We start from the raw sequence: 26,780 nt of genomic DNA, 5'->3' as shown, positions 1-26,780 counted from the left end.
TGGTTGATTCCTGAATTGATTCCAGAACAGAAAAACCCGCCTTAGGGCGGGTTTCTTCGTCGAAAGGTCACGCAATCCTGCACGCATCCGCTTCCCAGCGATACCCCACGCCATACACCGCGCGGATAAAAGACTGCTCGGCGTCCAGCGCCTCCAGCTTGCGGCGCAGGTTTTTGATATGGCTGTCGATGGTGCGGTCGGTCACCACGCGATAATCGTCATACAGGTGGTTCAGCAGCTGTTCGCGGGAGAAGACTTTGCCCGGCTCGTGGGAGAGGGTTTTCAGCAGGCGGAACTCCGCAGGCGTCAGGTCCAGCAGCTTGCTGCGCCAGCTCGCCTGGAAGCGGCTTTCGTCGACAATCAGCGGGCTTTCGGCGTCCAGCACCTGAAGCTCGCGCTGCGGCCTGCAGCGGCGCAGAATGGTTTTTACGCGGGCGACCACCTCGCGCGGGCTGTAGGGTTTGCAGATGTAGTCGTCCGCGCCGATTTCGAGCCCCAGCAGGCGGTCAATCTCTTCAATTTTGGCGGTGACCATGACGATCGGCACGTCGGAGAAGCGGCGAATTTCCCGGCACAGGGTCAGTCCGTCAACGCCCGGCAGCATTAAATCCAGCAGGATCAGATCCGGCGGGGTCTGGCGCACGTACGGCAGCACCTGGTCGCCGTGGCTGATCAGCGACGGGGCATAGCTGGCCGCGCGTAAATAGTCGATCAGCAGCTGTCCCAGCTTGGGTTCGTCTTCCACGATCAAAATGCGCGGCGTGTTTTCGTCAATCGGTAACTCGGTCATACTTCTCTCGATAAATCCCGTTCCAGAGGTAACTCTACTGTAATGCTAACCCCGCCAAAAGGCGAATGGGCGGCGCGGATCGTGCCATTATGCGCCTCGACGATGTTAACGCAAATCGCCAGCCCCAGGCCGGAACCGCCGCTGGCGCGGTTGCGGGAACCTTCGGTACGGTAGAAACGTTCAAACAGTTTTTCCAGCTGCGCGTCCTGCACGCCCGGGGCGGAATCGGCGAAGGTAAGGGCAAAACGCCCGTTTTCCTGCCTGCCGGAGATATGCAGCCCGCCGCCGCTGTCGGTGTAGCGAAGGCTGTTTTCCAGCAGATTGTTGAACAGCTGCATCAGCCGGTCCTTGTCGCCAAACACCACCGCGCTGTCCGGCAGGGAGAGGTCAATTTTCAGATCTCGGCTGGCAAACCGCTCGCGGAAGGCGCCGCTGATCACTTCCAGAATATTAATCACATCCACCGGCGCTTTCTGGTAGGCCAGCGCGCCTTCGTCGGACATGGAGAGCTGGTGGAGGTCATCCACCAGCTTGGTGAGCGTGCCCACCTCTGCCTGCAGAGAGGCCACCGATTCGGGCGTAAACTGGCGCACACCGTCCTGAATGGCCTCCAGCTCGCCGCGCAGCACCGCCAGCGGCGTGCGCAGCTCGTGGGAAATATCGGCCATAAAGTCGCGGCGCATCTGCTGGTTCTTCTCCAGCGTGCTGGCGAGCTGGTTAAAGTCCTGCGCCAGCTTGCCCAGTTCGTCCTGGCTGCGGGTATCGACTCGGGTGGTGAAATCCCCGGCGGCGAGCTTGTGCGTGCCTTCCACCAGGCGTTTCACCGGGGCGAGCAGACCGCGCGCCAGCGGGAAGGTGGCGAGCGCGGCGAGCAGCGTGGAGAGAGCGACAATCAGCCAGCTTGTGCGACGCTGCTGGCGGTCAAAGTTGATGTCGGTGTTGCGCGTCAGGCGCTCCACCGGGGAGGCGATCACCCAGCCAACGGTGGCGTTATTCACTTTGATCGCCCGCCGGGTTCCGTCCGGCGGTATCGGCGCGCGCGGCCCAACCAGGGGGCGCATATCCTGGTCGATTACCCAGAACTGGGTGCGCCAGCCGTGCGGCGGCATGCCCGGGCCCGGACGATCGTCGCCGGTATCGTGCTCCAGCGAGCGCAGGATCTGGAAAATAAAGCGATCATTGTTGCGCAGAAAACGCCAGTTGCCGTGCTGGGCGTACTGTTCACTCAGCGCATCGCTCAGTCCCTGCAAACGCTGCTCATTGCCGTGCTTAATGTAATCAATAAAGCCGCGCTCGAAGCTGATCCGCACCGCCCAGTGCATGGTGATCAGCAGGACGATACAGGTGGCAAATATCGCCACAAAGAGCTTGCCGGTAATGCCCGGACGCCAGAATTTCATGAACCACTCCTTTTGCCGCCCCTGATGACGACGTTCTTGCTGGTATCATCCGGCACGCGGGCGAAGATGAAAGCGGGCAGGGCGATGATGACCGCTATGCTGAGGTAGGTATACAAAAAGACCTGATGCGCCACCGGCGTGTCGATGCTGAGATGGTGCTGGCCGTACATGCCGAGCAGTAACCCCGCGATAGTCACGCCCACGCTCATGGAGAGCTGCATGATCATCGACAGCAGGCTGTTGCCGCTGCTCGCCAGATCGTCCGGCAGATCCTTCAGCGTCAGGGTATTCATCGACGAGAAGCGCATGGAGTTGACGATCCCCTGGCAGAACAGCACCAGCGGCAGGACGTAGTACCAGCCCATTAGCGCCACGGTCATAAACAGCAGGCTGACCAGCGCCAGCCCCAGCGTGGCGGCCACCAGCACGTGACGGTAGCCAAAGCGGTTCACCACCTGTACCACGATGCGCTTCATTCCCATGCTGCCGAGCACCATCGGGATCATCATCAGGCCCGCGTGGAACGGCGAAAATCCCATCCCGATTTGCAGGAAAACGGGCGTCATAAACGGCAGCATGCCGCTGCCGACGCGCCCGGCGAAGCTGCCGAACAGGCCAAGGCGATAGGTAGGGTTTTTAAACAAGTTCAGGCTGAACAGCGCTTTATCGTTACCTCTGGCATGCCACAGGTACCAGAGTATAGCGGTAACGCCGAGCGCGATCAGGAGCCCGAGCGTCAGGGGCGAAATGCCCAGACCTTTTTGCCCGTCCAGCGCCAGGGTAAGCGTGGCCATGCCCGCCGCCAGCAGGATAAAGCCAAAGAAATCAAAGCGCCGCGTCTGCATTTTGTAGTTCGGCATCAGCGTCAGGGTGGCGATGGCGCCGATGATGCCAACAGGAAGATTGATTAAGAAGATCCAGTGCCAGGAGGCGTACTCTACCAGAATGCCGCCGAGCGCCGGGCCCAGCAGCGGCCCCACCTGACCGGGCAGGGTGACAAAGGTCATCGCGGCCATGTACTGCTCACGCGGCACAATCTTCATCACCGTTAACCGCCCGACGGGGACCATCATCGCCCCGCCGATGCCCTGCAGCACGCGCGCCATCACCAGCTGGCCGAGGGTATTGGCCTGCGCGCAAAACAGCGAGCCGGTGGTAAACAGCACGATGGCGGTAAAGAAGATATTCCGCACGCCGACCTTATCGGCCAGCCAGCCGCTGGCGGGCAGCATCACGGCAACCGTCAGCACGTAGGAGACAATCACCATGTGCATATGCAGCGGGCTCTCCCCCAGGCTTTTCGCCATGGAGGGGAGGGCGGTGTTGACGATGGTTGTATCCAGCGACTGCATAAAGAAGCCGAAGGCGACTATCCATAACTGCCAGCGAACGTTAGCGGGGAGATCTGTCATCTACTCAGTCACTGTGGTTCTGTTTTTACGCGAAAAGCGCAGTCGCAGGCGGTCGAAGAACAGATAGACCACCGGCGTGGTGTACAGCGTCAGCAGCTGGCTCATCACCAGGCCGCCGACAATGGTGATCCCCAGCGGCTGGCGCAGCTCCGAGCCGTCGCCGCCCGAGATCACTAGCGGCAGCGCGCCAAACAGCGCCGCCAGAGTGGTCATCATAATCGGACGGAAGCGCAGCAGGCAGGCCTGGAAGATGGCCTCTTCCGGCGAGAGGTTGCCGTTGCGCTGGGCATCCAGCGCGAAGTCCACCATCATGATGGCGTTTTTCTTCACGATGCCGATTAATAGCATGATCCCGATGAGCGCGATAAGGCTGAACGGCGCGCCGAACAGCTCCAGCGCCAGCAGTGCCCCCACGCCCGCCGACGGCAGCGTCGAGAGGATGGTCAGCGGGTGCACGTAGCTCTCATACAGCACGCCCAGCACAATATAGACCGTTGCGATGGCGGCCAGAATCAAAATCACCTGCGAGTTCATCGTCTCCTGGAACACCTGCGCGGTCCCGGCAAAGCTGCCGCGCACGGTGGATGGCACGCCAAGCTGGGTCATCGCGCGGTTGATCGCGTCGCTGGCTTCAGAAAGCGACGAACCAACTGGCAGGTTAAACGAGATGGTCGACGCCGCCGACAGCCCCTGATGGTTCACCGACAGCGGCGCGTTGGCAGGCTGCCAGCTGGCGAAATAGGAGAGCGGAATCGCCTTGCCGTCGTTGTTAATCACAAACATCTTGTCCAGGGCGCTGATGTCCTGGGTATAGCGAGGGTCAACTTCCATCACCACCTTGTACTGGTTCATCGGCTGGTAGATGGTGGAGATCTCGCGCTGGCCGAAGGCGTTGTTCAGCAGGCTGTTGGCGGCTTCAACGTTGATGCCCAGCCGCGACATGGTTTCACGGTCGTAGGTCAGGGCCATCTCGGCGCCGTTGTCCTGCTGATCGGAGTTGACGTCCGCCAGCTCCGGCAGGGCGGCCAGCGCCTTGCGGATCTTCGGCTCCCACTCGCGCAGGGCGGCTAAATCGTCCGAGAGCAACGTATACTGATAGCTGGCGTTCGCCTGTCGCCCGCCGACGCGGATATCCTGAACGGCCATCAAAAACAGGTTTGCCCCCGGCTCTTTGGCGAGCTTCACCCGCAGGCGGTCAATCACCTGCTGGGCGGTTTCGTTGCGCTCGCCGCGCGGTTTCAGGGTAATAAACATCATCCCGCTGTTAACGCGTGACCCGCCGGTAAAGCCGGTCACGTTATTCACGGCTTTGTCTTCACGAATGATCTTCATAAAGTCCTGCAGCTTGCCGCGCATGGCCTGGAACGAAATGCTCTGGTCCGCCTGAATCCCGCCCATCAGCACGCCGGTGTCCTGCTCCGGGAAGAAGGTTTTCGGGATGGTGATATACATCCAGACGTTGAGCACGATGGTGCCGATCAGCACCAGGCCAACCAGTCGGGTATGGTTCAGCACCCACTTCAGCGATTTGCCATAGCCCTCCTGCATCGCCATCAGAAAACGGCCAAAGCCTTTGCGGCGCGGCTGCGAGTGCGGTTTGCTGCGCTTGAGCATCCAGCCGCACATCATTGGCGTCAGCGTTAAGGAGATAACCAGCGAAATGCCGATGGCGACGGAGAGGGTGACAGCAAACTCGCGCAGCAGCCGGCCCGGCAGACCGCCCATCAGCAGCAGCGGCAGGAATACCGCCACCAGCGACAGGCTCATGGAGAGCACCGTAAAGCCCACCTCGCGCGTGCCCTGCAGGGCAGCCTGCAGCGGCTTCACGCCCGCTTCCAGATGGCGGGAAATGTTCTCCAGCACCACGATGGCGTCATCCACTACGAAGCCCGTCGCAATCGTCAGGGCCATCAGCGACAGGTTGTTAAGGCTAAAGCCGCACAGGTACATGGCGGCAAAGGTACCGATCAGCGATACCGGCACGGCCACCGCCGGGATCAGCGTCGCGCGGCCGGATCGCAGGAACAGGAAGACCACCAGGATCACCAGCGCGACGGAGATCACCAGCGTTTGCTCCACCTCTTCCAGCGAGGCGCGAATGGTCGGGGAGCGATCCTGGGCAATTTGCAGATCGATTGCTGCCGGGATGGTCTGCTGCAGGTCCGGAAGACGGGCGCGAATGCTGTTCACCGTCTCAATAATATTCGCTTCCGGCAGCTTGCGGATCATCAGCAGAATGGCCGGTTTGGCGTTGGTCATCCCGGCGTTGCGCACGTCCTGCACCGAGTCGGTGACTCTGGCCACGTCGCTTAAGCGCACCGCGGCGCCGTTGTTATAGTGGATGATGAGCGGCTGGTATTCCGCGGCGGTTTTCAGCTCGTCGTTAGTGTGGATCTGCCAGCGGTGGCTGTTGTCCTCAATCGCCCCCTGCGGTTTACGCACGTTGGCGTTGCTGATGGCGGAGCGCACGTCATCCAGCGACACGCCCTGGTTGAATAACGCCTGCGGGTTTAACCCTACGCGCACGGCGGGCAGGGAGCTCCCGCCGACGCTCACGTCACCGACGCCGTTAATTTGTGAGATTGTCTGCGCCAACTGGGTAGACGCAAAGTCATACAGCTGCCCCTGCGAGTACGTATCTGAGGTCAGCGTCAGGATCATGATCGGCGCGTCGGACGGGTTGGCCTTGCGGTAGGTTGGGCGGCTCGGCATCCCGCTCGGCAGCAGGCTTTGTGCGGCGTTGATGGCCGCCTGCACGTCGCGCGCCGCACCGTTAATATCCCGGTCGAAGCTGAACTCCAGAATAATGCGCGTGCTGCCCAGCGAGCTGCTGGAGGTCATCTCGTTGATCCCCGCAATCCGCCCGAGCGAGCGCTCCAGCGGCGTGGCAACGGACGAGGCCATGGTTTCCGGCGAGGCACCCGGCAGCGAGGCGCTGACCATGATCACCGGGAAATCCACCTGCGGCAGGGGCGCCACCGGCAGCAGCCGGAAGCCCAGCACGCCACAGAGGGTAATGGCGAGCGAGATGAGAATCGTCGCCACCGGGCGATAAATGAAGAGGGCGAAAAACTTCACTTATGCCTCCTCTTCACGTTTCGGGAAGCGGCTTTTGGTCCACAGCGCCAGGCGGTCAAACAGCAGGTAGATCACCGGCGTAGTAAAGAGCGTCAGCACCTGGCTCACCAGCAGACCGCCGACCATGCCGATACCCAGCGGACGGCGCAGCTCCGCGCCGACGCCGGTGCTGAGCATCAGCGGCAGTGCGCCCAGCAGGGCGGCCAGCGTGGTCATCAGGATAGGGCGAAAACGCAGCAGGCAGGCCTGGAAAATCGCATCACGCGGCGACATGCCCTGCTCGCGCTCGGCGGCCAGGGCAAAGTCGATCATCATGATGGCGTTTTTCTTCACGATCCCGATAAGCAGGATGATGCCGATGATGGCAATCACGTCCAGCTCGCTGCCCGCCAGCATTAATGCCAGCAGTGCCCCCACGCCCGCCGTCGGCAGGGTAGAGAGGATGGTGATCGGGTGGATAAAGCTTTCGTACAGCACGCCGAGCACGATGTACATCGCCACGACCGCCGCCACGATCAGCCAGATGGTGTTGCCCAGCGCAGCCTGGAACGCCAGGGTGCTGCCCTGGAACTGGGTCTGAATGTCGGACGGGAAGCTGAGCTCTTTTTCAGCCGCCTGAATGGCCTCCACCGCTTCACCGAGAGAGTAATTGTCCGGCACGTTGAAGGAGATGGTGGTGGACGGGAACTGATCCAGATGGTTGATCGACAGCGGGGTATAGCGCTCTTCCACCGTGGCGATAGCGCTCAGCGGCACAATGCCGCCGTCTTTGCTGGTCAGGCGCACCGAGTCCAGCCCCGCCAGGCCGGGCGTGTTCTCCGTGTTGTGCTCCAGCACCACGCGGTACTGGTTGGCCTGGGTGTAGATGGTGGAGATCAGGCGCTGACCGAAGGCGTTGTACAGGGCGTTATCAACATCCGCCATGGTAATACCCAGACGGCTCGCGGTATCGCGGTTGACGTTCACGTACGCCGCCAGCCCTTTGTCCTGCCAGTCGCTGCTGACGTCGGAGAGCTGTGGCAGGGTGTTAAGCTTGTTCACCAGCTGCGGTACCCAGGTGCTGAGGGCATCCAGCGTGGTGGCCTGCAGCGTGAACTGGTACTGCGTGCGGCTGACCTGGGTATCGATGGTCAAATCCTGAATCGGCTGCAGGTACAGCTCAACGCCCGGCACGTGGGCCACGGCGCTTTGCAGCCGCTCAATGACGGCGTTGACGCGATCGTCGCGCTCATCCAGCGGCTTAAGGTTGATCTGCAGACGCGCACTGTTGAGCGACGGGTTAGTACCGTCGACGCCCACGTAGGAGGTCAGGCTCTCGACCGCCGGATCTTTCATAACAATCTCAGACACCTGCTGCTGGCGCTGCGCCATATTGGCGAAGGAGACCGACTGCGGGGCCTGAAGCGTGCCCTGAATAATGCCGTTGTCCTGGATCGGGAAGAAGCCTTTCGGGATAAAAATCCACAGCATCACGCTGAGCGCCAGCGTGCCGAGCGCCACGCCGAGCGTCGCCCACGGGTGGTTGAGGACTTTCGCCAGCACGCGACCGTAGGCGGCAATAATCCGCTCAAACATGCGTTCGGAGGCGCGCGAGAAGCGGTTTTGCTTGCGCAGCGACTCGTGGCTTAGCATGCGGGCGCACATCATCGGCGTCAGGGTCAGCGACACCACGGCGGAGATCAGAATGGCGACCGCCAGCGTCACGGCAAATTCGCGGAACAGCCGCCCGACGATATCGCCCATAAACAGCAGTGGGATCAGCACCGCAATCAGCGAGAAGGTCAGCGAGATAATGGTAAAGCCGATTTCGCCCGCGCCTTTCAGCGCGGCGGCCAGCGGTTTTTCGCCTTTCTCGATATAGCGCGAGATGTTCTCGATGACCACGATAGCGTCATCCACGACGAACCCGGTGGCGATGGTGAGCGCCATCAGCGTCAGGTTGTTGATCGAAAAATCGAGGAACACCATCACCGCAAAGGTGCCGACCAGCGAGAGCGGCACGGCGACGGCGGGAATAATGGTTGCCGGAACGTTGCGCAGGAACAGATAAATGATCATCACCACCAGCGCAATCGCCAGCATCAGCTCAAACTGGGTGTCGGTGACCGACGCACGAATGTTGGTGGTGCGGTCGGAAAGCACCTTCACGCTGACCGATTTCGGCAGGCTTTCGATCAGCTGCGGCAGCATGGTGCGGATGCTGTCGGCGGTTTCGATAATGTTTGCGCCCGGCTGGCGCTGCACGTTCATCACGATCGCCTGCTGTTTGTTGGCCCAGGCGCCGAGCCAGCTGTTTTCGGCACCTTGTTCTACAGTGGCGATGTCGCCCAGACGAACCGGGGCGCCGTTCTGGTAGGCGATAATCAGCTGACGGTATTCATCGGCGGACTGCATCTGGTCGTTCGCCGAAAGCGTCACCGCGCGGGTTGGGCCGTCCAGCGAGCCCTTCGCCGAGTTGACGTTGGCATTGCTGATGGCGCTGCGGATGGTTTCGCTGGTGAGTCCCAGCGCGGCGATGGCCTGCGCGTTAAGCTTGACGCGCACTGCCGGGCGCTGGCCGCCCGCGAGGGTGACGAGGCCAACGCCGGAAACCTGTGAAATTTTCTGCGCCACGCGCGTTTCGACCATGTCTTCGACCTGGGTCATCGGCATGGCGGAGGAGGTGACGGCAAGCGTCATGATCGGCGGATCCGCCGGGTTCACCTTGCTGTAGACCGGCGGGTTAGGCAGGTCCGACGGCAGCAGGTTGGTGGCGGCGTTGATAGCGGCCTGTACCTCCTGCTCGGCGACGTCCAGCGACAGCGTCAGCTGGAACTGCAGCGTCACGACGGACGCCCCGCCTGAACTCTGGGAGGACATCTGTTTTAGCCCCGACATCTGGCCGAACTGGCGCTCCAGCGGGGCGGTAATGGCGGACGTCACCACGTCCGGGCTGGCGCCGGGATAGAGCGTTACCACCTGAATGGTGGGGTAATCCACTTCCGGCAGCGCCGACACGGGCAGGAAGCGATAGCCAATAATCCCGGCGAGCAGGATCGCCACCATCAGCAGCGTGGTGGCGACTGGACGGAGGATAAACAGGCGTGACGGCCCACCTGTAGAGCCTGGGGGCATAACCTGCATCAGGATTTCACTCCCTGTTTCGCAGGTTCAACCACTTCCACTTTGGCCCCTTCGGTCAGACGGTCGATGCCGTCGGTGACCACGCGGTCGCCTGCGGAAAGGCCTGCGCTGATGACCACCGTCTGGCTGTCCTGAATCCCTGTTTTCACCAGGTGTTTGCTGACCTTATTGTCGCTGTTAAGCACCCAGACGAAGTTGCCTTCGTTACCCATCTGCAGCGCAGCGGTGGGGATCACCACCGCGTTTTCTTCAGTCGCGACCAGCATGCGCGCATTGACGAACTGGTTCGGGAAGAGGGCATCGTCCTGGTTATTAAAGCGCGCTTTCAGCTTGATGGTGCCGGTGGTGGTGTCGATCTGGTTATCCAGACTGAGCAGAGAGCCTTCGCTCAGCTTCTGCTTGTTGGTGCGGTCCCAGGCTTCCACCACCAGGCCTTTACCGGCTTTTTGCGCCTGCACTACCGTCGCAATTTCGCTTTCCGGCAGGGTAAAGACTAAATCGATCGGGTGGGTCTGGGTGATCACCACGATGCCCGTGGTGTCGCCGCTGGAGATTTGGTTGCCGATATCGACCTGTTTCAGGCCCACGCGTCCGTCAATCGGCGCGGTGATGCGGCTCCAGTCCAGCTGCAGCTGGGCGCTGGCCACCGCGGCTTCGTCGGCTTTGATAGTACCCTGCGTTTCGCTGACCAGCGACTGCTGGGTATCCAGCTCCTGACGAGACACGAGGTTGGTTTTCACCAGCTGCTGGTAGCGCGCCAGATCGCGACGGGCGTTGGCGAGGGTCGCGTTGTCTTTCGCGAGCTGCCCCTGCGCCTGGGCGAGGGCGACCTTAAACTGGCTCGGGTCGATTTCGGCCAGCAGATCGCCCGCTTTAACCTGCTGTCCTTCCTGGAAGTGAATAGCCATCAGCTGGCCGTCGACGCGGCTGCGCACCGTGGCGGTGTTGGCGGCGGTAATGGTCCCGAGACCTGTGAGATAGCGAGGAACGGCTTTATTCACCGCCGTCGCCGCCTGGACCGGCGCCAGCGCGCCGCCGCGCATGCCGTGGCGCCCTCCGCCTGCCGGGCGCTGTGCCTGGCTGGTGGCACCAGCGGGTGCGGCGGAATTCGCGGATTGACTGTGCCAGTACCAGGCGGCGCCAAGGACCACCACAATGATGCCAGCGGCGATTGCCCAGCGGGATTTGTTACTGCCTTTCATCGTTATACGTTCTCATCCTGAAGACTTCGGGGAATGATACTAGTTTAGTCAGGCAACACAGCGGAAAAATGGAGGAAATATGGAAGACTGTCAGGAATGGTCTGAATGGTGCCGGTGCGGCTTCGTTGCGTGGCGCTTCTCGGATTCTGTTTAATCCAGGAATATTTCTTTATTCATGGAATATTCCGAAATCACTCCACCTCGATGGAAAATATAACACGCCGCGCAGCATTTGTTATTAATTAGAGAACTTAGGAATATTCCTGTCATTATTAATATAGTATGGGGTTTTTCCCGTGCTTACTAAATTGATGCATATTTTTAGCAAAAATTTAACAAATGCTTTTATTTTAAATCGAGTTGAATAATTAATTGATTCATAATGTTTTTTAGCTTTTTCGCATTCTTTTTCTATTTTGATTTGTATCAAAAAATCAAAATGGATTTAAAATCCTTAATTTGCGTTAAAATCAGAATTAAAAACCATTAATTAATTATTGATAAGATTTTAATGTTGTCATTGAGTGTTGCTAACCTATAGCAGCTAAGAAAATTCCTAGAGATGTTAAGTTTTTTCGTATTTTATAGTGTTGTGGGGAAGGTTATTTCGAATAATACTTTTTTGGCGCAGCAAATCTCGCTCGCAATTAAATGGAGCATCCTGGTTCTTATAAAGAGTGCCTGGTTGCGCGTTTGTTCTCAGGAGAAAAAAATGAAAAAGTTATTATTGGTGGCCTCTCTGGTTTCTGTATTCGCAGCAGCAAATGCAATGGCTGATGTGACTGCATCTGCTACAGCGTCATGGGATGCAACGGCTACAAAAGATACAACCAGCATGCTGGTTGTTACTCCGCTGAACTCTCTGACTTTCCAGTATGCGGAAGGCCTGAACGGGTTTAACACTCAGGACGGCGCTTTTGACGTAACCATTCAGGGACAAGAAAGTGCGACAGACTTCGAGCTGACTGCACAGGTCATCAGCAATACTCTGACCAACGCAAGCGGCGATGCGTCAACGCTGGACGTGGGTGTGGCATGGAACGGCAATGCGCTTTCCAGCGCATCTGAAACCGTACTGGTTAACTCCTCTTCAACCTCTGGCCTCGAAAGCCTGATGGCGGATGGTGCTTATAACGGTGCTGAGCGCGTGAGCGATCAGTCCAGCTTCAAGTTCTCCATTGCCTCTGCTACCTCTGACGGTACGACTCCGGTAACAAATTACTCAGCGCTGCCTGACGGCTACTGGACTGGCGATGTGAAAGTACAGTTCAACGCGACCTGGACCACTCCAGCGTAATGAATAAAATTCGGGAGAGTGACTCTCCCGAATTTTCTCAGGAAATAAGTAATGACTAAATATGTGCCAATAGCCATGTTGGTAGGGATTACTACATCCTTTTCCAGCTGGGCAATTAATGTGGGTGATATTACATCGATAATGATTTCCGAAGAGCGTTCATTATCGAAAGAAATTATCAACACAACGGATTCCGCACGCTACGTGAGTGTGACGGTAAAACAACTCTCCTCTCCGCTGCCCGGCGGCGTCGAGCTGAACGCTAATCCCGGTGAATTATTATCGACACCCGCCAGCCTTATTCTTCCTGGCGAAGCGAAAGATGTGTTCCGTTTTTTCTATAAAGGTCCGGAGGATGATAAAGAGCGTTATTACCGCCTGCAGTGGATAGACGAGCCGATCAGTGAAAGCGCAACCACCAAAGCCGGTAAAGCCGCGACGGCCACGGCCTCGGCGGAGATTGGCACCATTCTGGTTGTTGCCCCGCGCAAGGAGCGCTTCGACTACAGCCGTCAGGGCGACCTGATTACCAATACCGGGAATGTCTCATTTCGCGTGATCGCCTACGGCGCCTGCAAGGACAAGGCGCAGGATCAGGGCAGGGGCTGCCGCGAGCGTTATTACGTCATGCCGGGCACAAAAATAAGGCTGCAAAAAAGCGATGTGTCGAATAGCCGTACTCGTATTGGCATATGGCACGGCAAGCAATTTATTACAGTGAAGTAAAAACATAACGCCATTACCGGTACCAAAAATTAAAATGCCGATGTGTAAGGATGCGTATGTCGTTTAAATATCTCATTGGGGGAAGTGTATTTCTCTCGTTAGCGTTAACACCAGGCTTTGCACATTCTGCGCCTGTGAAGATCGGGAAATACGTTATTCCTGGCGCGTTTGCCCGTTCGCTGGAGCAGGGAATGACGGTTCCGGTATTTATTCGCTATCAGGAAACGGACGAAAAGAGTCAGCAGAAAATTGCGGACGCGCTGATCTCTCTGGTCGACGGGAACATTACCGTGAAGTCGATTATGGTTTCCGACCTGCCAAATAACGCCGTGCTGTCGGATAAAACCCGCGCCATGGTAGAAAAAATCACTGACGCTAAGTTTGTGGATAACACCGCGATTGCCCTGACGCCGGAAGCCCGCCTGCAGCTGAACGTTTCGTCGTTTCACCTGGAGATGATCGTCAGCCGGGACGCGCTAACCGAGGCGGTAGTGGCGCGCAGCACCTTATTAGGCCCGTCCAGCGTGGACAGGCTCTCTAACGTGCTTAATTACAATTTCGGCACCTATTACAACGACTATCAGAACGGCAGCAGCTCGCGCAGCTATTTAACGCTGGATAACACCCTGTCGCTTCGGGAGCATCACTTCAATATTAACGGTTCGGTATACGGTATTGGCGAGAGCAACAGTTCGAGCAAGGTGTATCGCGCGATGTACGAGCGCGACTACGAAGGCTATCGCCTGGCGCTGGGAATGCTGGATACGTGGAACGTGCAGTCCATTGCCAGCCTGAACGCGCTGAACGGCGGAAAAATCTACGGCGCCAGCTACGGCAATAAAGGCAGCACAGTGGTGGAAAATACCGCGCTGTCGCTGACCCCCATTACGGTCTTTCTTCCTGCCGCCGGGGAAGTCCACGTCTTCCGCGACGGGCGCTTGCTGAGCGTGCAGAACTTCAACATGGGCAGCTACGAAATTGACACCAGCCGTTTTCCCTACGGGGTTTACGACGTGACGGTGGATATCGTGGTGAACGGTCGCACGGTGAACACCCGCGTCAGCCGCGTGAATAAAATCTTCGCGCGCCAGCAGGCCGCCGGGCTGGACCAGCTCTCATGGCAGGTGTTCGGCGGATCGCTGGATTATGATCGCGTAAGCTACAAGCGCAATCACTACCACAATGCCGGCAGCGAGCAGACCTGGATTGCCGGCGGTGCGGCCTCTCTGACGCTGGCGATCCTCTCCGGCCTGAACGTGAAGTCTACGCTGTACGGCTTTGATTCCAACACCGTGAACGAAACCGATCTGACCTTAAACGTCAATGAATACGTGAGCGTGGGCACCCAAACGCTGGTGGCAAACGACGGCACCTGGCGCAACGTCAGCAGCGTGAGCCTCAACGCTCCCGGCGGATTTGGCTCGGTGTGGGCGTCACGCGAGGACAGCAAGATTGGCGACCGTTTGCCGGTGCAGGAGCGCGATAACTACTCCATTGGCGGCACGATTAACCTCGGACGCTTTATTCCGCACGGGGGATCGTTGACGATGAGCCAGACGGAAAACCGCTACTCGGGCAACAAATATCGCAACCTGGATTACAGCACCACGTTGTACGCCGGGCGTTACGCCACCGTCGGACTGCGCGCCGGGGTGCAGCGCTATTACTACAACAACCGGAATGACGACGGTCGTCAGGAGCGTTACGTCAGCCTCGACTTCTCGCTGCCGCTGGCCTCCTGGCTGAGCGTTGGGGCATCGCGGGATCGTTACGGTGCGACGCAGGGCAACATCAGCGCCCGCAAGCAGTTTGAAGACGGGCCAATTACCTCGGCGGGGATCGCGGCCTCCACCCGCCTGAGCGGCGAGCAGAACTACGGCAACGATTATTCCGTGAACGGCAACATGAGTTACGCCACCAAATACAACGCCGGGACCGTCTCCGTTACCCGATCGGCGGATAACGCCACCAACCTGAACTTCTCATCCCAGGGTTCGGTTGCGTGGGCGGGGGGCGATTTCGGCCTCAGCAAAGAGCGCCAGCGTTCCGGCATCATCGTGAAAACCGGGCTGGCAGGGGACGGCAAGCTGGCGGCAAAAATCAATAACCGTCACTACGTCCTGAGCGGCAAATCGAGCTTTATCGCGCTGCCGCCGTACGCCCAGTACAAGCTGGAGATCATGAACGACCGCAACTCCGAGGACAGCTTCGATATCGTCTCCGGGCGTAAGCAGTCGCTGAACCTCTATCCGGGCAACGTTGGTGTGGTGGCGCCGGAAGTGAAAAGCATGGTGACCGTCTTCGGGCGCGTGCGCTTTCCGAACGGACAGCTCGCGGCCAATACCGATATTCATAACCACATCGGTAAAACGCGCACCGATGCGAAAGGTGAGTTCGCAATTGATATCGATAAGACATTCCCCGTCATTACCCTTGTTTCGGCGAATGGCAACATCTGTGAAGCCGATTTAGATCTGGAAAAAGCCCGCGGCGCAGCGTGGGTCGGGGACGTGCAATGCGCACTGCAATCGACTATGGCGCAGAGATAATGCTATGAAAAATATTAACCTTATTCTTCCTTTACTCGTTGCGGGTGCATTAACGCCGCTGGCAGCGAAAGCGTTGACCGCGTCCTCGTCCGGCTCGGTCAGCAATAACTTTCTATTTATTGAAAACGCCGTGGACGGTGAGTATTTTATTACCCCCTCCGCGCTCGATCCTCGCTTTAGCGGATCCAACACCTGGGTGAAATACGGCACCTCGCAGGTAAGCCTCGGCTATCTCGGCTACGTGGGCTGGACGGCTCCGGCGAATAACTATCAGGATATGTGGATCGATAATTCGCCGATTGATGGACCGTTTAGCGGCATCCGTTGTTACAGCGGTACGCAATGCCCCACTTCCGGCTATATCTCCGGTCAGGGCCAAGACAGCAACGGTTTCTACCACGCTCAGGTCGGCTCGGTCGCGGGCGTGGTGGGCGGGGCGTACGGCTTTGCGTCGCTGAGCGATTCGGCCTATGAATATTTCCGCGCGATGCCGACCGGCAGCAGCGAAACGTATGTCTTTAACCGCTGCTATACCTCGGTTAACTATGATTACGCGGGGGGCGCGCGCTGTAAGGATCAAAGCACCGGGCGCTGGAACTACGTGAACTACACCTTAACCAAGCGCGGCCATCTGGCGCTGGAATCTACCAGCGCTTTCCAGGAGCTGTGGATCGCCAGCGACGGGACGCCGAGCATTACCAACGACTCCGGCGCCTGCGAGTTAGGGGTTGTCGGAAACGTAAGCGGCGTGATCTGCAAAATGGTCAGCTACAGCCTTCAGCAGACCGCGAACCTGACCGCCTCGCTCACCTTCAGGGCCTATATTGATTCCGCCGCGCTGGGCTTTACCCCGGCGGCGTCAACGGTGCGTTATTCAGGCAACGGCTCGAACTGGTATAACTTCAGCGCGACGACGGCCTATTACAATGTCTTCTCAACGGACGGCCACTACGTTTATCTCTTTTTGTCGAAGACGTTTCTTAAAAACCTTGTCGACTCGGGCTACAGCATTACCAACAGCCAGCCTTTTACCTTTGCCTTCCGCAATAGCTTAACGCCGGAGTCGGGGCATTACGAGTTCACGCCATCGTTGCAGCTGAACATTATTCCGAAGGAGTACGGAATCAGCATTGTTTCGTCGAATAACACCACGTCGGCAAGCGGCAGCGGCACTATCGGCGATGATACCCCGATTGGCATGGACTATGTCGTCACTGTTTCCGGCCCGCGTCAGGCGGACAGTATTACCGCCCAGGTCACGGGGGACACGACGACCATTAACAATACGCCGTACTGCCTGTTTACCTCCGCGCAGGGCGGGGTCAGCGTGCCGATCCCGGCGTATCTGCAGTACAGCAACCAGGCGGGCAGTGTGACGCAGGTGCGCAATAGCTGCGGCGACGCGCCGATCAGCCTCAACGATGCGCTGTGGCAGCAAACGCCGTGGGATGCGAATAACACCGACGACGGAAGCTACTTCAGCACCGGCTTATCGCTGCTGTTCCCGATGAATGACTCCCGCTCGGCGCTGACGGTTGGAGGCTCCGACTGGGAAGGCGTGGTCAGCGCCAGCGGTGAAATCAAAGTCACCGCGAACTGGCTGGGTGTCACCAAATGAAGCGCTGGTATGCGGCGATCATCAGTGCGGCGCTGCTGAGCTTTTCGGCGCACGCCCTGTATCTCGATTCCACGATTTACGAGATGCCTGCGGACAAGTCATTCATCAGCAAACGCATTTTTAACGACAGCAAAAAGCAGAATGTGTATCGCATTTCTGCGGTGAAAATTGATAAGCCCGGGCCGGGTGGGGAGAAGCGCCAGGATATAGAAGAAGGGGAGCTGATCTTTGCGCCGCTGACGTTCTCGCTGGCGCCGGATGCCGGGGAGTTTTTTAAGATTTTCTACCGCGGCCCGCAGGATGATCAGGAGCGCTATTACCGGGTGCAGTTCACGGAGCTGCCCGTCACGATGTTCCCGGAGCGCAACGGGGGGAAAAGAAGCGAAGCGATACCGGCTATCGCCCTGGATACGATACTGGTGGTGCGCCCGAGAAAGATCGACCTGCGCTATACTCTGGACGAGCAGGCCGGCGTACTTAAAAATACCGGGAACACTTTTTTTAAAATCATTGTGCAGCAGGGGTGCAATTCAACGGATGATGAGGCCACTATCCGTTACGTTCTTCCCGGAGAAACGTATCGAAGCAGCGGGTTAAAAAATCAAAATAAAAAATTCATTGTCGCTTTGCACAAGTATATGCCTGTTGGCAACGCGTGTTTTAAACCCGGCTCATAAAATATAAATAAAAATATTCTTATATTGCTAACCTGTATAAGGTAAATATACTCTGTATAGGTCGCTTGCATAATGAAAGAAAAATATAAGAGTTTGTCTGGATGAGAAAGATAATTAATGGCCGGGTTTTGTACGACTCTGAGAGACGAGAATTGAGCGTACAAGATCAACAACTTGTTCTTTCCGCTTCGGTGGCAAGGTTACTTGATTTTTTTATTATAAACAATGCTCGCCAATTAAGCCGCGAACTGATCATTGAAGAGGTCTGGGCTAAGTATGGCATGAATCCCTCCGGACATAGTCTTAATAAAAGCATTAGTTTATTACGCAAGGGGTTTTCTGCACTGGGGATTGATGGTGTTATCATTACCATTCCGCGAGAAGGCTTTATTTTTCAGGCGCAGGTCAACGATAATCGTGAAGATATATTGGATGCAACTGAGAAAGACGTAACGAATGTTAATCATGCAGTGACGTTTCCCTGGAACAAAACATTTTTAGTCTGGTTTGTTTTTGTTCTGGTTATAGTGGGAGGTATGGGTACTTTTCTCACCGTCATGTTTCGCAGTAACGACGGCGTAGTGCATGTTTCGAATATCGGAGTCTGCGAAGTGTATACGATGGATGATAATTCTTCGGGGAAAATTTTTAAGTTTCTGCATTCGAAACGATGGGAGGGTTTTAATACCATTTGTAACGGCACGAAGAAAACCATCATATTTTATGACGATAACAGCCTGTCTAAGGGCAATAAACTGAAAGAGCATTTCTTCAGCATTTGTATGATGGATGAAAAAGAGGTGGCGTATGAGTGCCAAAATTATTTTTATTAGCATCATGACCGCGCTGGTCGCTCTGTTCTTCATTGTACTTCACCGCGGGGCAATCCCGGCGGCGCTGGTCTGTACCTCTAAATATCATATCGAGCTGAACACGCAAAAAGACGGGATCAAAATAAAGGGAGAGGTCCTCCAGGTATTCAGGATCTCTTCGGAAAAAGACGGGATGCTGTCGCAGGTGGGCGTGCTGGACGTAAATGATAAACAGTACGCCGTGAATCGCACAACGTCGCTGCGTTTTTTAGGGAAGGATAGCGACGGATATCTGCGTACAGAGCGCCTGGCAATAGTCAAGAACGATAATGACGATCTGCCCGACGCGATAACGGATCTGCTGATGTCAAAACAGACGCTGTTTTATTACAAGGTCATCCATATCGACGACAATGTGTATGGTATCAGGGATTTGCGCCGCACGCTGATGGTCTGTCGTGCAAAGTAATTCTCTGACTTACAATAATTTACAGGAATTTTTCTCTGTTGATTGATTTTTTTTTAAAATTTAAGTTTGTCTGGTTGTGAATGTAAGGGCATTTGTTTGTACTTGCCGCCGCCAGGAAAATTCCCTGTTCTGGTGATGGGAATATTCTTATTATTTTAACTCTAATCGTAACCGTAGCCTGGGGGATATAAAAAGCTTTTCCTTAGCTTTGTAATGAGAATATTAATTATCTGACATGTATGTCGTTGGAAACCGAGTCAATTGTGAATGTTCTCTCTATTTGAGGGAGGGGTAGCCTTTGCAATTAAAACCATGATGGTGATGATTATGAACACGAAAAAGGTCTTCCTGCTTAGTTATGATATTTATCTTTTCTCAGGAATTAGGTCGTTTTTACCTAATCTGATACTGGTGGATACCGGAACCTATATCAACGATTCTGATATCTCCACGCCCCAGTACAAAACCTGCCTGTTAATTATTGATAGCCGAATGCCATTTGGCCTGGTTAAAAGGTGGCTGCAAAGAAACAGCAGTCAGTTTATCAGTATCAACAGCGTGGTTATTAGGCTGAGTGAAAATAAATGTATTAACCGAGGCTTTGAATACGCGGAGTTTATCGATGCCAAACTGGACGCTGATGCCGTCATTGATTCGCTGAAACAGATTTTGATGGCGAATACTGAAAACAGTGCGCCTACCAGAATAGGACTTGTGGATGAATTTCGTCTGAGCGATTTTGAACAGGAGATGCTTAATGCCTCATTCACCCGAACCGGTCAGGAGGAATTTTGCCGGGCGAATTCTCTGGCGGTGAAATCACTTTATCGCTATCGGGATAAAATAACCCATCGTCTGGAATTTGATAATTTCAACGAATCCATTATTTTTCTTTCCCGTAACGGCCTGCTGGCAGAAAGAATAAGTGGAAATGTTAAGCCGCCGCGCTATGTCTGTGATAATAACGAGGCCGATCGATTGAGCCTGGCGCTGAAAAATGAGGAGATTATTCCATATTATCAGCCTATCGTCGGCAGCAATGGAGAGCTGAACGGGGTCGAGGTGCTAGCGCGCTGGCCGCTGGGTCATAATTACGCCATCTCCCAGCGTGAGTTTATTCCGCTGGCGGAAAAAAGCGGGCTTATTAATGAGCTGACCAGCTATTTAATGAATAAGGTAGCCAGCGATTTAAATCACAGCATTCATTGGCACGGGCAGTCCTTTTTTGTCGCCTTTAACGTAAGCCCTTCAAGCCTGAGCAATCCCCTCTTTTACTGGGAGTGCCTTAACTTTTTAGAGTTAACGGAATCGTTGCCGATAAAGCTGATGATAGAAATAACCGAAAATCAGACGCTGGCGGTCACTCCGGCAATAAAAGAGCTGATCCGCTCCCTGCGCAATCGCGGGGTGCTGTTTGCGCTGGATGATTTTGGCACGGGGTATGCGAATCTTTGCTATCTGAACGAGCTTGAACTCGATGTGATTAAAATCGACAAGACCTTTATCAACGGCATCCACGCGCATGAGCAGTCGCTGCCGATGCTGGAGTCGATAATAAACCTGGCCGCCATTCTGGGGCTGCAAACCGTGGCTGAGGGGGTGGAATATGACTACCAGCGCGACTGGCTTGTGGATAATCAGGTCGACTACCAACAGGGGTACTTTTTTATGCCCCCGGTGGCGCTGGCGGAGTTTAAAGGCTTCATGAAGCGGTGTGATAATATCGTGAGGCCTGTCCGGGAAAAGAAGTATCCAGGGCAGGGAAAACAAAATAATCCGCGCCTTACCGCACCCTAAATTCGCTCGCCCCGTATCACAGTAAGGGGCGAGCGTAGTTTTAACTAAACATCACCTGCGCCCAGCGTGCCAGCCCTGCGGTAACGGAGCCAAAGTCATCTCCACCCGCAATCGGAATACCCGGCAGCTGTTCCGCCAGCGCTTTTTTGATCAGCGGCGAACGGGCGCTACCCCCGGTCAGATAGATAACGTCCGGCTTCTCTTTGCCGTTCTCCAGCGCCAGCTGCACCTGTTCCAGAATACGCTGCAGCGGCTGCGCGAGCGCCGCCTCCAGCCCGTCCTGCGAAATGGCGGTGGCCAGTTCGTCGCTGATAAATGGTAAGGAGACTGCATGCTCAGCGCGGTCGGAAAGGGCGATTTTGCTCTCTTCCGCAGTACGCACCACGCGGTAGCTCAGACGCTGGCGCCACACTTTATAGAGCAGGGCGACTTTTTCACCGTCCTGCGCATCACGCACCAGATCGTTCAGGAAGCGGCCGTTGGCGGTGCTGTAAAAATCACTTTGCGCAGGCACATCGTTGATGGCAATCGCGTTCCACCACGGCAGGATCGGCAGAGCGATGCCTTTTTCCGTCTGACCGCCCATGCCGAGCAGCGGCATCAGGCTCTTGAATGCCAGCGCGATATCGAGATCGTTACCGCCTACGCGGCAGCCGCTGTGCCCGAGCAGGCTGTTTTCACGATCGCGACGGTTATGCCACTGGGGGCCCATCAGCAGCAGCGAGCAGTCCGTCGTGCCCCCGCCGATGTCCACGACTAATACGCGCGTCTCTTCCGTCAGCGTGGCTTCAAAGTCCAGCCCCGCGGCAACGGGCTCATACTGAAACACCACGTCGCGGAAGCCCGCGCGGTGCGCCGCGCGTTCAAGGATCCCCTGCGCCTGCTGGTTGGCCTCGTCGCCGCCCAGCCCCTGGAAGTTGATCGGACGGCCAATCACCGCCTGGGTAATCGCATCGGAGACCTGCGTCTGCGCCTGATGACGAATATGCAGCATCATCGCGCACACCAAATCTTCGAACAGCGCGACCTGCTGCGGCTTCAGGCCGCTTGCGCCGAGGAAGGATTTTGGTGACTTAACGAAGTAGACCTCTTCCGGGTCTTCAATGTAATGCCCGAGCGAAGAGAGACCGAACTGCACGCTGGACGGCGTAACGTCGATGTCTTCCTCGCGGTTAAAGCTGACCGCCCGGCGCAGCAGCGCCTGGGTCTCCGCCGCCGTGGCCGGAACCTGATGGTGACGAAACAGCCATTCGCTCACCGCTTCACGCGTCGGTGCGCAGAGCATAGACGGCAGCAGCGTGCTCTCTTTTTCCATTTTCAGGAGCCGTGGCTGCCCGTTTTGCATAATCGCAACCGAGCAGTTTGCCGTACCGTAGTCAAATCCAATAAACACGATGAATCCCCATGCCAGTGAGAAGGGGCGAGACTTTAACGAAATGTCTGCATGGCGACAACAGGAATATGAAAGCAAGGCAATACAGGGTCTTTCCGTTTATGCTGATAACACTAAAAAAGGAGTAACGATGTATACCCTCACCTGGCTTCCCCCTTATGACTGGCAGTGGATGTTTGGCTTTCTTGGCGCGCGTGCGGTAACGGGCATTGAAACCGTCACGCACGACTACTATGAGCGCAGTTTTGCCTGCGAAGGACATCAGGGGATCTTCCGCGTGACGCCGGATATCGCAACACACACGCTGACCGTGACCCTCAGCCCGGGGTTAATTCCGGTTGCGCAGACGTGCCTTGAACGCATCGAACGCCTGTTCGATCTTGCCTGCAATCCGCAGCGCATCGCGGAGACGCTGGGCGATCTCGGTGCTGCAAGGCCGGGCTTACGTTTGCCGGGAGCGATGGATGCGTACGAGCAGGGCGTTCGGGCGATTCTCGGACAGCTGGTGAGCGTGGCGATGGCGGCGAAGCTGGCGTCGCGCGTAGTGGCGTTATGCGGCGAACCCGTGGCGGATTGCCCGGGCTATCTCTGCTTCCCCACGCCGCAGGCGCTGGCGGCAGCGGATCCGCTGGCGCTGAAAGCGCTAGGTATGCCGGTAAAGCGCGCGGAGTCGCTGATTCATCTGGCGCAGTCGGTCATCGACGGGACGTTTCCGCTTTTCCCACCCGCGAACATAGAGGAAGGGATGAAGGCGCTACAGCAGCGGCCGGGTATAGGGCGCTGGACGGCAAATTATCTGGCCCTGCGCGGCTGGCAGGCGAAAGATGTGTTTCTGCCGGATGATTATCTGATTAAACAACGGTTTGCCGGGATGACGCCCGCGCAAATTCGTCGTTATGCCGAGCGCTGGCAGCCGTGGCGCTCTTACGCGCTGCTGCACATCTGGTACACCGACGGCTGGTCGCCGTCAGTTGATGGCGAAATAGCTGGTGTTGAGCAGTAGATCCAGCGGCTGCGGCTCGGCGATGGTGTCACCAAAGATAAAATCAATGCCGATGCCGGAGAGCGTATCCATCATTATGGGCTGGTTGCAGGGGCCCGCGATGGTTTTCATTCCCAGACGCTGGGCGTGGCCCTGCACAATGGTCACCATCATCTCATCCATCAGATTGCCATACACGTTGCTTACTACCTCAGCGTCCAACATCAGATAGTCGGCCATATTCGCGGTTAGGTGGGTAAAGACGTTCATGTCGCGTCCCACCTGGCTGAAGATCACGCGGCAGCCCGCCTGGCGAAGCTTTTGCAGACTCCGCTGCAGGTTCTTATCCGGGCTGCACACCACATCAGCAGAGATAACCAGATGTAGCAGACGACCCGGCATGGGGCTTTTATCCAGCAGGTCGAGAAGCTCATCGACCAGCGTCACGCTGGCTAAACCAGCCTCAGAAAGCGGCAGTGCCACACCCATGCCTTTACTGGCGATCTGGGCGGCATAGGTGCGGAAAAACTCGCTAAAAATACGTCTGTCGAGGGCGTGCAAAAGCTCAGGCTCCGCCAGGCCCGAGCGGAAAGCATGCTCTTCCTGGACTTCGCCCTGACTGGTCCACAGGCGTAACGACAGCAGCCAGAAATTACTGCTTTCCGGGATGCGCGGGGAGGCGACGCTGCGGGCAATTATCATCAGGTGATTGTCTTTAATCATGTGCCACTGTTCATCAAGCGACATCATGCTGCGCGTGTGGTGATCCCGCTCCTGCTGGGGTTCGTAAACCGTCACCATGCCGCGCCCGCTGTTTTTTGAGGCATAACAGGCAATATCCGCCTGCGACATGATCTCCGAGGCCTGATGGTTATTTTCATCAATCAGCGTGATGCCGGCGCTGGCGCCGATCCGGTGCAGGCGGCCTTCCCACATAAAGTGATAGTCATTGATCGTGTGGATCAGGCGACCGGCAATATAGCGCGCGCTTTCAATATTGCAGTCCGGTAACAGTAAGCCGAACTCGTCCCCGCCCAGACGCGCCAGCACGTCGCTGGAGCGGAGCATGGTCAACATCAGGGAAGAGAGTTCCCGCAGCAGGGCATCGCCCGCCGCGTGGCCTGCCGTATCGTTGACGGCTTTGAAGCGATCGAGATCGATAAAGACCAGAGCATGACGCTGGCGCGTTTCGCGAACGGTCTGCAGGAGGCGTTTGAGATGATTTTCGAAGCTGACCCGGTTTGCCAGATGGGTCAGGGCGTCGTGGGAGGCGCTATAGCTGAGCTGGCGCAGCATTTTGCGCGACTCGGTCACGTCCTGAATCACGATAACCGAGCCAATATTCTGCCCATCCAGCGTGCTGAGCGGCGTAATGCTGTAATGAATATCGAAATTTCCACCGGTACGGCAATTCAGCACCACGTCCTGATCGATATCGGAACGGGACATATCGCCGCTGTGAATATTCTCCATCAGCGGCCCTTTTTCACCAAAGGTGATGTGCAACACCTTCAGGATCGGCTGGCCGATAGCCTCGGTCTGCAGCCAGCCGCTCATTTTCTCGGCCACCGGGTTCATAAAGGTGACGTTCATGTTGATATCGGTGCACAGCACCGCTTCACCGATGGAATCGAGGGTGATGTGCAGACGCTCTTTTTCCTGGAAGAGGGCTTCGTTGAGCTGCTTAACCTCGGTCATGTCCATGTTGATGCCGAGCAGTCGTTCGACCTCACCCTGCTTGTTAAGCACCCGGTTCGCCAGGGAGCGAATATGGCGCACGCCTTCCTTCACGCGAATGCGAAATTCCAGCTTAAACGGCAGACGGGAAATCAGAGAGTCCCGCAGCACCTTCTCTGCGTGGGCGCGATCTTCCGGCAGCATCGTGTCATGCCAGAGCTGCCAGGTGGGCTTGATGTGCGGCGGGATTTCATACAGCTCAAACATCCGCTTGTCCCAGCTGATAATGTCTGGCTCCAGATCCCACTCCCAGATGCCGATGCCGCCCGCTTCGTTAGCAAGCGTAATGCGCTCCATCAGGCGCTTATTGACCCATTCGGTCTGCTTCAGGTCGTTAATGTCTTCAATCTGGGCGATAAAATAGAGCGGCGAGCCGTCGGCATGACGCACGACGGAGACGGCAAGCAGCGCCCAGACCACTTCCCCGTCGCGGGTGTAATACCGCTTCTCGAGTGTATAGGTATTGATGTCGCCATTGACCAGCTGTTCAAGCTGTTCCAGGTCGGTGTGCAGATCTTCCGGCCAGGTGAGCTGCTGGAAGGTCAGCGACTGGAGCTCAGTCTGGCTGTAGCCGAGGAAATTGCACAGCGCCTTGTTAGCCTGAAGCCATTTGCCCTCAATGCTGACCAGCGCCATACCGATGGCCGAATACTCCATCGCATTGCGGAAGCGCTCCTCGCTTTCGGTGATGTGTTTGCGCTCGGCGCGGAAGGCGTACATCACCATGGTCATCACGTTAGCGGGCAGGAGCAGCATCAGGAACGGCAGCCAGGGGGCATTCAGCATCGGCCCGGCGTGCTGGGCGGTCAGCGCCAGAGGGTTACGGGCAATCATCAGCGACACAACCATTACGGTGACCAGAAACACCATGAACGCTTCCATCCGTGGCAGGCGCACGGCGCTCCACATCAGCAGAACAATCACGCAGGTGAAAGGCCACGGCAGCCAGGTGATGGCTGCCCAACTGAGGGCTAACGTTACGGCCAGCGTGGTCAGCGTTTCCAGCAGCAATCTCGGGTCACGGTGGCGCAGCAGATAATGGGGTTTAAACAGCAGACCCAGCGGCACCAGCGCCAGCGCGCCAATGGCTTCTGACAACACCCAGACGAAGAAATTACGCAGGGGTTCAGGGCCGGGTGCCAGCAGAGACACCAGAAGACCGCCCACCAGCGGCGGTACCAGCGCGCTGCCGATGGCCACGCGGATCCAGTCGTTCAGATTCTGCAGCGGGTTGTACCACGGGAGCCATTTGCGCAGAAACAGCGCGCCGATAGCGGCCTCAATGACGTTGATAGAAGGGTAGATGAAGCTGACCGACCCCCATGAAAACAGCATCCATGAGGCCAGAACATTGCCGAACGAACAGGCCAGGGCGATTCCCGGCCACATTTTCCCCGCATGGCGGTAAAACGCCACCATCATAATGGCGGTGGGGAACCAGAGCGGGGCCAGCAGGGTACCGAAGCGGGTGAGCTCCAGCGAAAATAAGGTAAAGATAAAGGTGACCAGGCCCAGACAGACAAGTCGTATTAGAGGATGTGGGGTGGTAACCAAAACCCGCTGGTATTGTTTATTCATTACCGCTTTATCCAGAGACGCCATGCCGTCAGGGAAGATGTCCGAACGCGTGAATTTGATAATTTGGTTTATGCTAGTACAAACAATTTACAATTCATATGGTGACCGCTCAGAATTTGACACCATAGACTTATTAAATA

Annotated in this window: 17 protein-coding genes; 9 read left to right on the top strand and 8 right to left on the bottom strand. The window is 56.6% G+C overall.

Annotation, left to right across the window (positions count from 1 at the left end):
- Nucleotides 1–67: 67 nt before the first annotated feature.
- Genes baeR through P349_RS11740 form a run of 6 tightly spaced genes read right to left on the bottom strand, consistent with a single transcriptional unit; the run spans nt 68 to nt 11,005 of the window.
- Complete coding sequence (gene baeR, locus P349_RS11715; RefSeq protein ID WP_032642850.1) at nt 68–790, bottom strand: two-component system response regulator BaeR; 723 nt, start codon at nt 788–790, stop codon at nt 68–70.
- The gene (gene baeS / locus P349_RS11720) at nt 787–2,190 is read right to left on the bottom strand and encodes a two-component system sensor histidine kinase BaeS (RefSeq protein WP_032646509.1); all 1,404 of its coding nucleotides are present in this window, start codon (nt 2,188–2,190) and stop codon (nt 787–789) included. Before baeS ends, baeR begins: the two co-directional genes overlap by 4 nt.
- Entirely contained in the window at nt 2,187–3,602 is a 1,416-nt protein-coding gene (locus P349_RS11725) for an MFS transporter (RefSeq protein WP_032646508.1), read from the bottom strand. The genes baeS and P349_RS11725 overlap by 4 nt, the downstream gene beginning before the upstream one ends.
- The gene (mdtC, locus tag P349_RS11730; protein WP_032646507.1) at nt 3,603–6,680 is read right to left on the bottom strand and encodes a multidrug efflux RND transporter permease subunit MdtC; all 3,078 of its coding nucleotides are present in this window, start codon (nt 6,678–6,680) and stop codon (nt 3,603–3,605) included. It abuts the gene before it with no gap.
- On the bottom strand, nt 6,681–9,803 hold the full coding sequence (locus tag P349_RS11735) for an MdtB/MuxB family multidrug efflux RND transporter permease subunit (RefSeq protein ID WP_032646506.1): 3,123 nt from the start codon (nt 9,801–9,803) through the stop codon (nt 6,681–6,683).
- Nucleotides 9,803–11,005, bottom strand: coding sequence for an MdtA/MuxA family multidrug efflux RND transporter periplasmic adaptor subunit (locus P349_RS11740; protein WP_032646505.1), 1,203 nt, complete (start codon nt 11,003–11,005; stop codon nt 9,803–9,805). The genes P349_RS11735 and P349_RS11740 overlap by 1 nt, the downstream gene beginning before the upstream one ends.
- Nucleotides 11,006–11,717: 712 nt before the next feature.
- Between P349_RS11740 and ecpA the strand changes: the two genes are divergently transcribed.
- The 8 genes from ecpA to P349_RS11780 all read left to right on the top strand — a co-directional run bounded on the left by ecpA (nt 11,718) and on the right by P349_RS11780 (nt 20,950).
- Complete coding sequence (gene ecpA, locus P349_RS11745; RefSeq protein WP_032646503.1) at nt 11,718–12,302, top strand: common pilus major fimbrillin subunit EcpA; 585 nt, start codon at nt 11,718–11,720, stop codon at nt 12,300–12,302.
- Nucleotides 12,303–12,353: 51 nt separating this feature from the next.
- Nucleotides 12,354–13,028: a hypothetical protein gene (locus P349_RS11750; RefSeq protein ID WP_032646502.1), complete on the top strand. Its 675-nt coding sequence runs from the start codon at nt 12,354–12,356 to the stop codon at nt 13,026–13,028.
- Nucleotides 13,029–13,084: 56 nt separating this feature from the next.
- Nucleotides 13,085–15,577 (top strand): TcfC E-set like domain-containing protein, encoded by a 2,493-nt coding sequence (locus P349_RS11755; RefSeq protein ID WP_032646497.1) that lies wholly within the window; start codon nt 13,085–13,087, stop codon nt 15,575–15,577.
- Nucleotides 15,578–15,581: 4 nt separating this feature from the next.
- Complete coding sequence (locus P349_RS11760) at nt 15,582–17,195, top strand: hypothetical protein (RefSeq protein ID WP_032646494.1); 1,614 nt, start codon at nt 15,582–15,584, stop codon at nt 17,193–17,195.
- Nucleotides 17,192–17,872, top strand: a complete 681-nt coding sequence (locus P349_RS11765) for a fimbrial biogenesis chaperone (RefSeq protein WP_032646493.1) — start codon at nt 17,192–17,194, stop codon at nt 17,870–17,872. The genes P349_RS11760 and P349_RS11765 overlap by 4 nt, the downstream gene beginning before the upstream one ends.
- Nucleotides 17,873–18,024: 152 nt before the next feature.
- On the top strand, nt 18,025–18,705 hold the full coding sequence (locus tag P349_RS11770) for a winged helix-turn-helix domain-containing protein (RefSeq protein WP_238550718.1): 681 nt from the start codon (nt 18,025–18,027) through the stop codon (nt 18,703–18,705).
- Entirely contained in the window at nt 18,680–19,153 is a 474-nt protein-coding gene (locus P349_RS11775) for a hypothetical protein (protein ID WP_032646490.1), read from the top strand. The genes P349_RS11770 and P349_RS11775 overlap by 26 nt, the downstream gene beginning before the upstream one ends.
- 327 nt (nt 19,154–19,480) lie before the next feature.
- Nucleotides 19,481–20,950: an EAL domain-containing protein gene (locus P349_RS11780; RefSeq protein ID WP_081758211.1), complete on the top strand. Its 1,470-nt coding sequence runs from the start codon at nt 19,481–19,483 to the stop codon at nt 20,948–20,950.
- A 40-nt stretch (nt 20,951–20,990) separates the two neighbouring features.
- Here P349_RS11780 and yegD read toward each other — a convergent pair whose 3' ends face one another.
- Entirely contained in the window at nt 20,991–22,343 is a 1,353-nt protein-coding gene (yegD, locus tag P349_RS11785; RefSeq protein ID WP_032646489.1) for a molecular chaperone, read from the bottom strand.
- Nucleotides 22,344–22,473: 130 nt separating this feature from the next.
- Here yegD and alkA point away from each other — a divergent pair, with 130 nt between their 5' ends.
- Complete coding sequence (gene alkA, locus P349_RS11790) at nt 22,474–23,346, top strand: DNA-3-methyladenine glycosylase 2 (protein WP_032646487.1); 873 nt, start codon at nt 22,474–22,476, stop codon at nt 23,344–23,346.
- Here alkA and P349_RS11795 read toward each other — a convergent pair.
- Entirely contained in the window at nt 23,311–26,640 is a 3,330-nt protein-coding gene (locus tag P349_RS11795) for a diguanylate cyclase (protein ID WP_032646486.1), read from the bottom strand. The genes alkA and P349_RS11795 overlap by 36 nt on opposite strands.
- Nucleotides 26,641–26,780 lie beyond the last annotated feature (140 nt).

The sequence above is a fragment of the Enterobacter sp. DC4 genome (genome assembly GCF_000568095.1).
Lineage (GTDB): Bacteria > Pseudomonadota > Gammaproteobacteria > Enterobacterales > Enterobacteriaceae > Enterobacter > Enterobacter pseudoroggenkampii.
The sequence above is the reverse complement of the archived record's forward strand: the minus strand, read 5'-3'. Positions and strand labels throughout refer to the sequence as shown.

Coding starts and splice junctions, on each gene's coding strand:
- P349_RS11735 (WP_032646506.1), bottom strand. CDS start 9,803: ATGCAGGTTATGCCCCCAGGCTCTACAGGTGGGCCGTCACGCCTGTTT.
- ecpA (WP_032646503.1), top strand. CDS start 11,718: ATGAAAAAGTTATTATTGGTGGCCTCTCTGGTTTCTGTATTCGCAGCA.
- alkA (WP_032646487.1), top strand. CDS start 22,474: ATGTATACCCTCACCTGGCTTCCCCCTTATGACTGGCAGTGGATGTTT.
- P349_RS11740 (WP_032646505.1), bottom strand. CDS start 11,005: ATGAAAGGCAGTAACAAATCCCGCTGGGCAATCGCCGCTGGCATCATT.
- P349_RS11775 (WP_032646490.1), top strand. CDS start 18,680: ATGAGTGCCAAAATTATTTTTATTAGCATCATGACCGCGCTGGTCGCT.
- P349_RS11780 (WP_081758211.1), top strand. CDS start 19,481: ATGAACACGAAAAAGGTCTTCCTGCTTAGTTATGATATTTATCTTTTC.
- P349_RS11795 (WP_032646486.1), bottom strand. CDS start 26,640: ATGAATAAACAATACCAGCGGGTTTTGGTTACCACCCCACATCCTCTA.
- P349_RS11725 (WP_032646508.1), bottom strand. CDS start 3,602: ATGACAGATCTCCCCGCTAACGTTCGCTGGCAGTTATGGATAGTCGCC.
- P349_RS11765 (WP_032646493.1), top strand. CDS start 17,192: ATGAAGCGCTGGTATGCGGCGATCATCAGTGCGGCGCTGCTGAGCTTT.
- P349_RS11760 (WP_032646494.1), top strand. CDS start 15,582: ATGAAAAATATTAACCTTATTCTTCCTTTACTCGTTGCGGGTGCATTA.
- baeR (WP_032642850.1), bottom strand. CDS start 790: ATGACCGAGTTACCGATTGACGAAAACACGCCGCGCATTTTGATCGTG.
- P349_RS11755 (WP_032646497.1), top strand. CDS start 13,085: ATGTCGTTTAAATATCTCATTGGGGGAAGTGTATTTCTCTCGTTAGCG.
- baeS (WP_032646509.1), bottom strand. CDS start 2,190: ATGAAATTCTGGCGTCCGGGCATTACCGGCAAGCTCTTTGTGGCGATA.
- P349_RS11750 (WP_032646502.1), top strand. CDS start 12,354: ATGACTAAATATGTGCCAATAGCCATGTTGGTAGGGATTACTACATCC.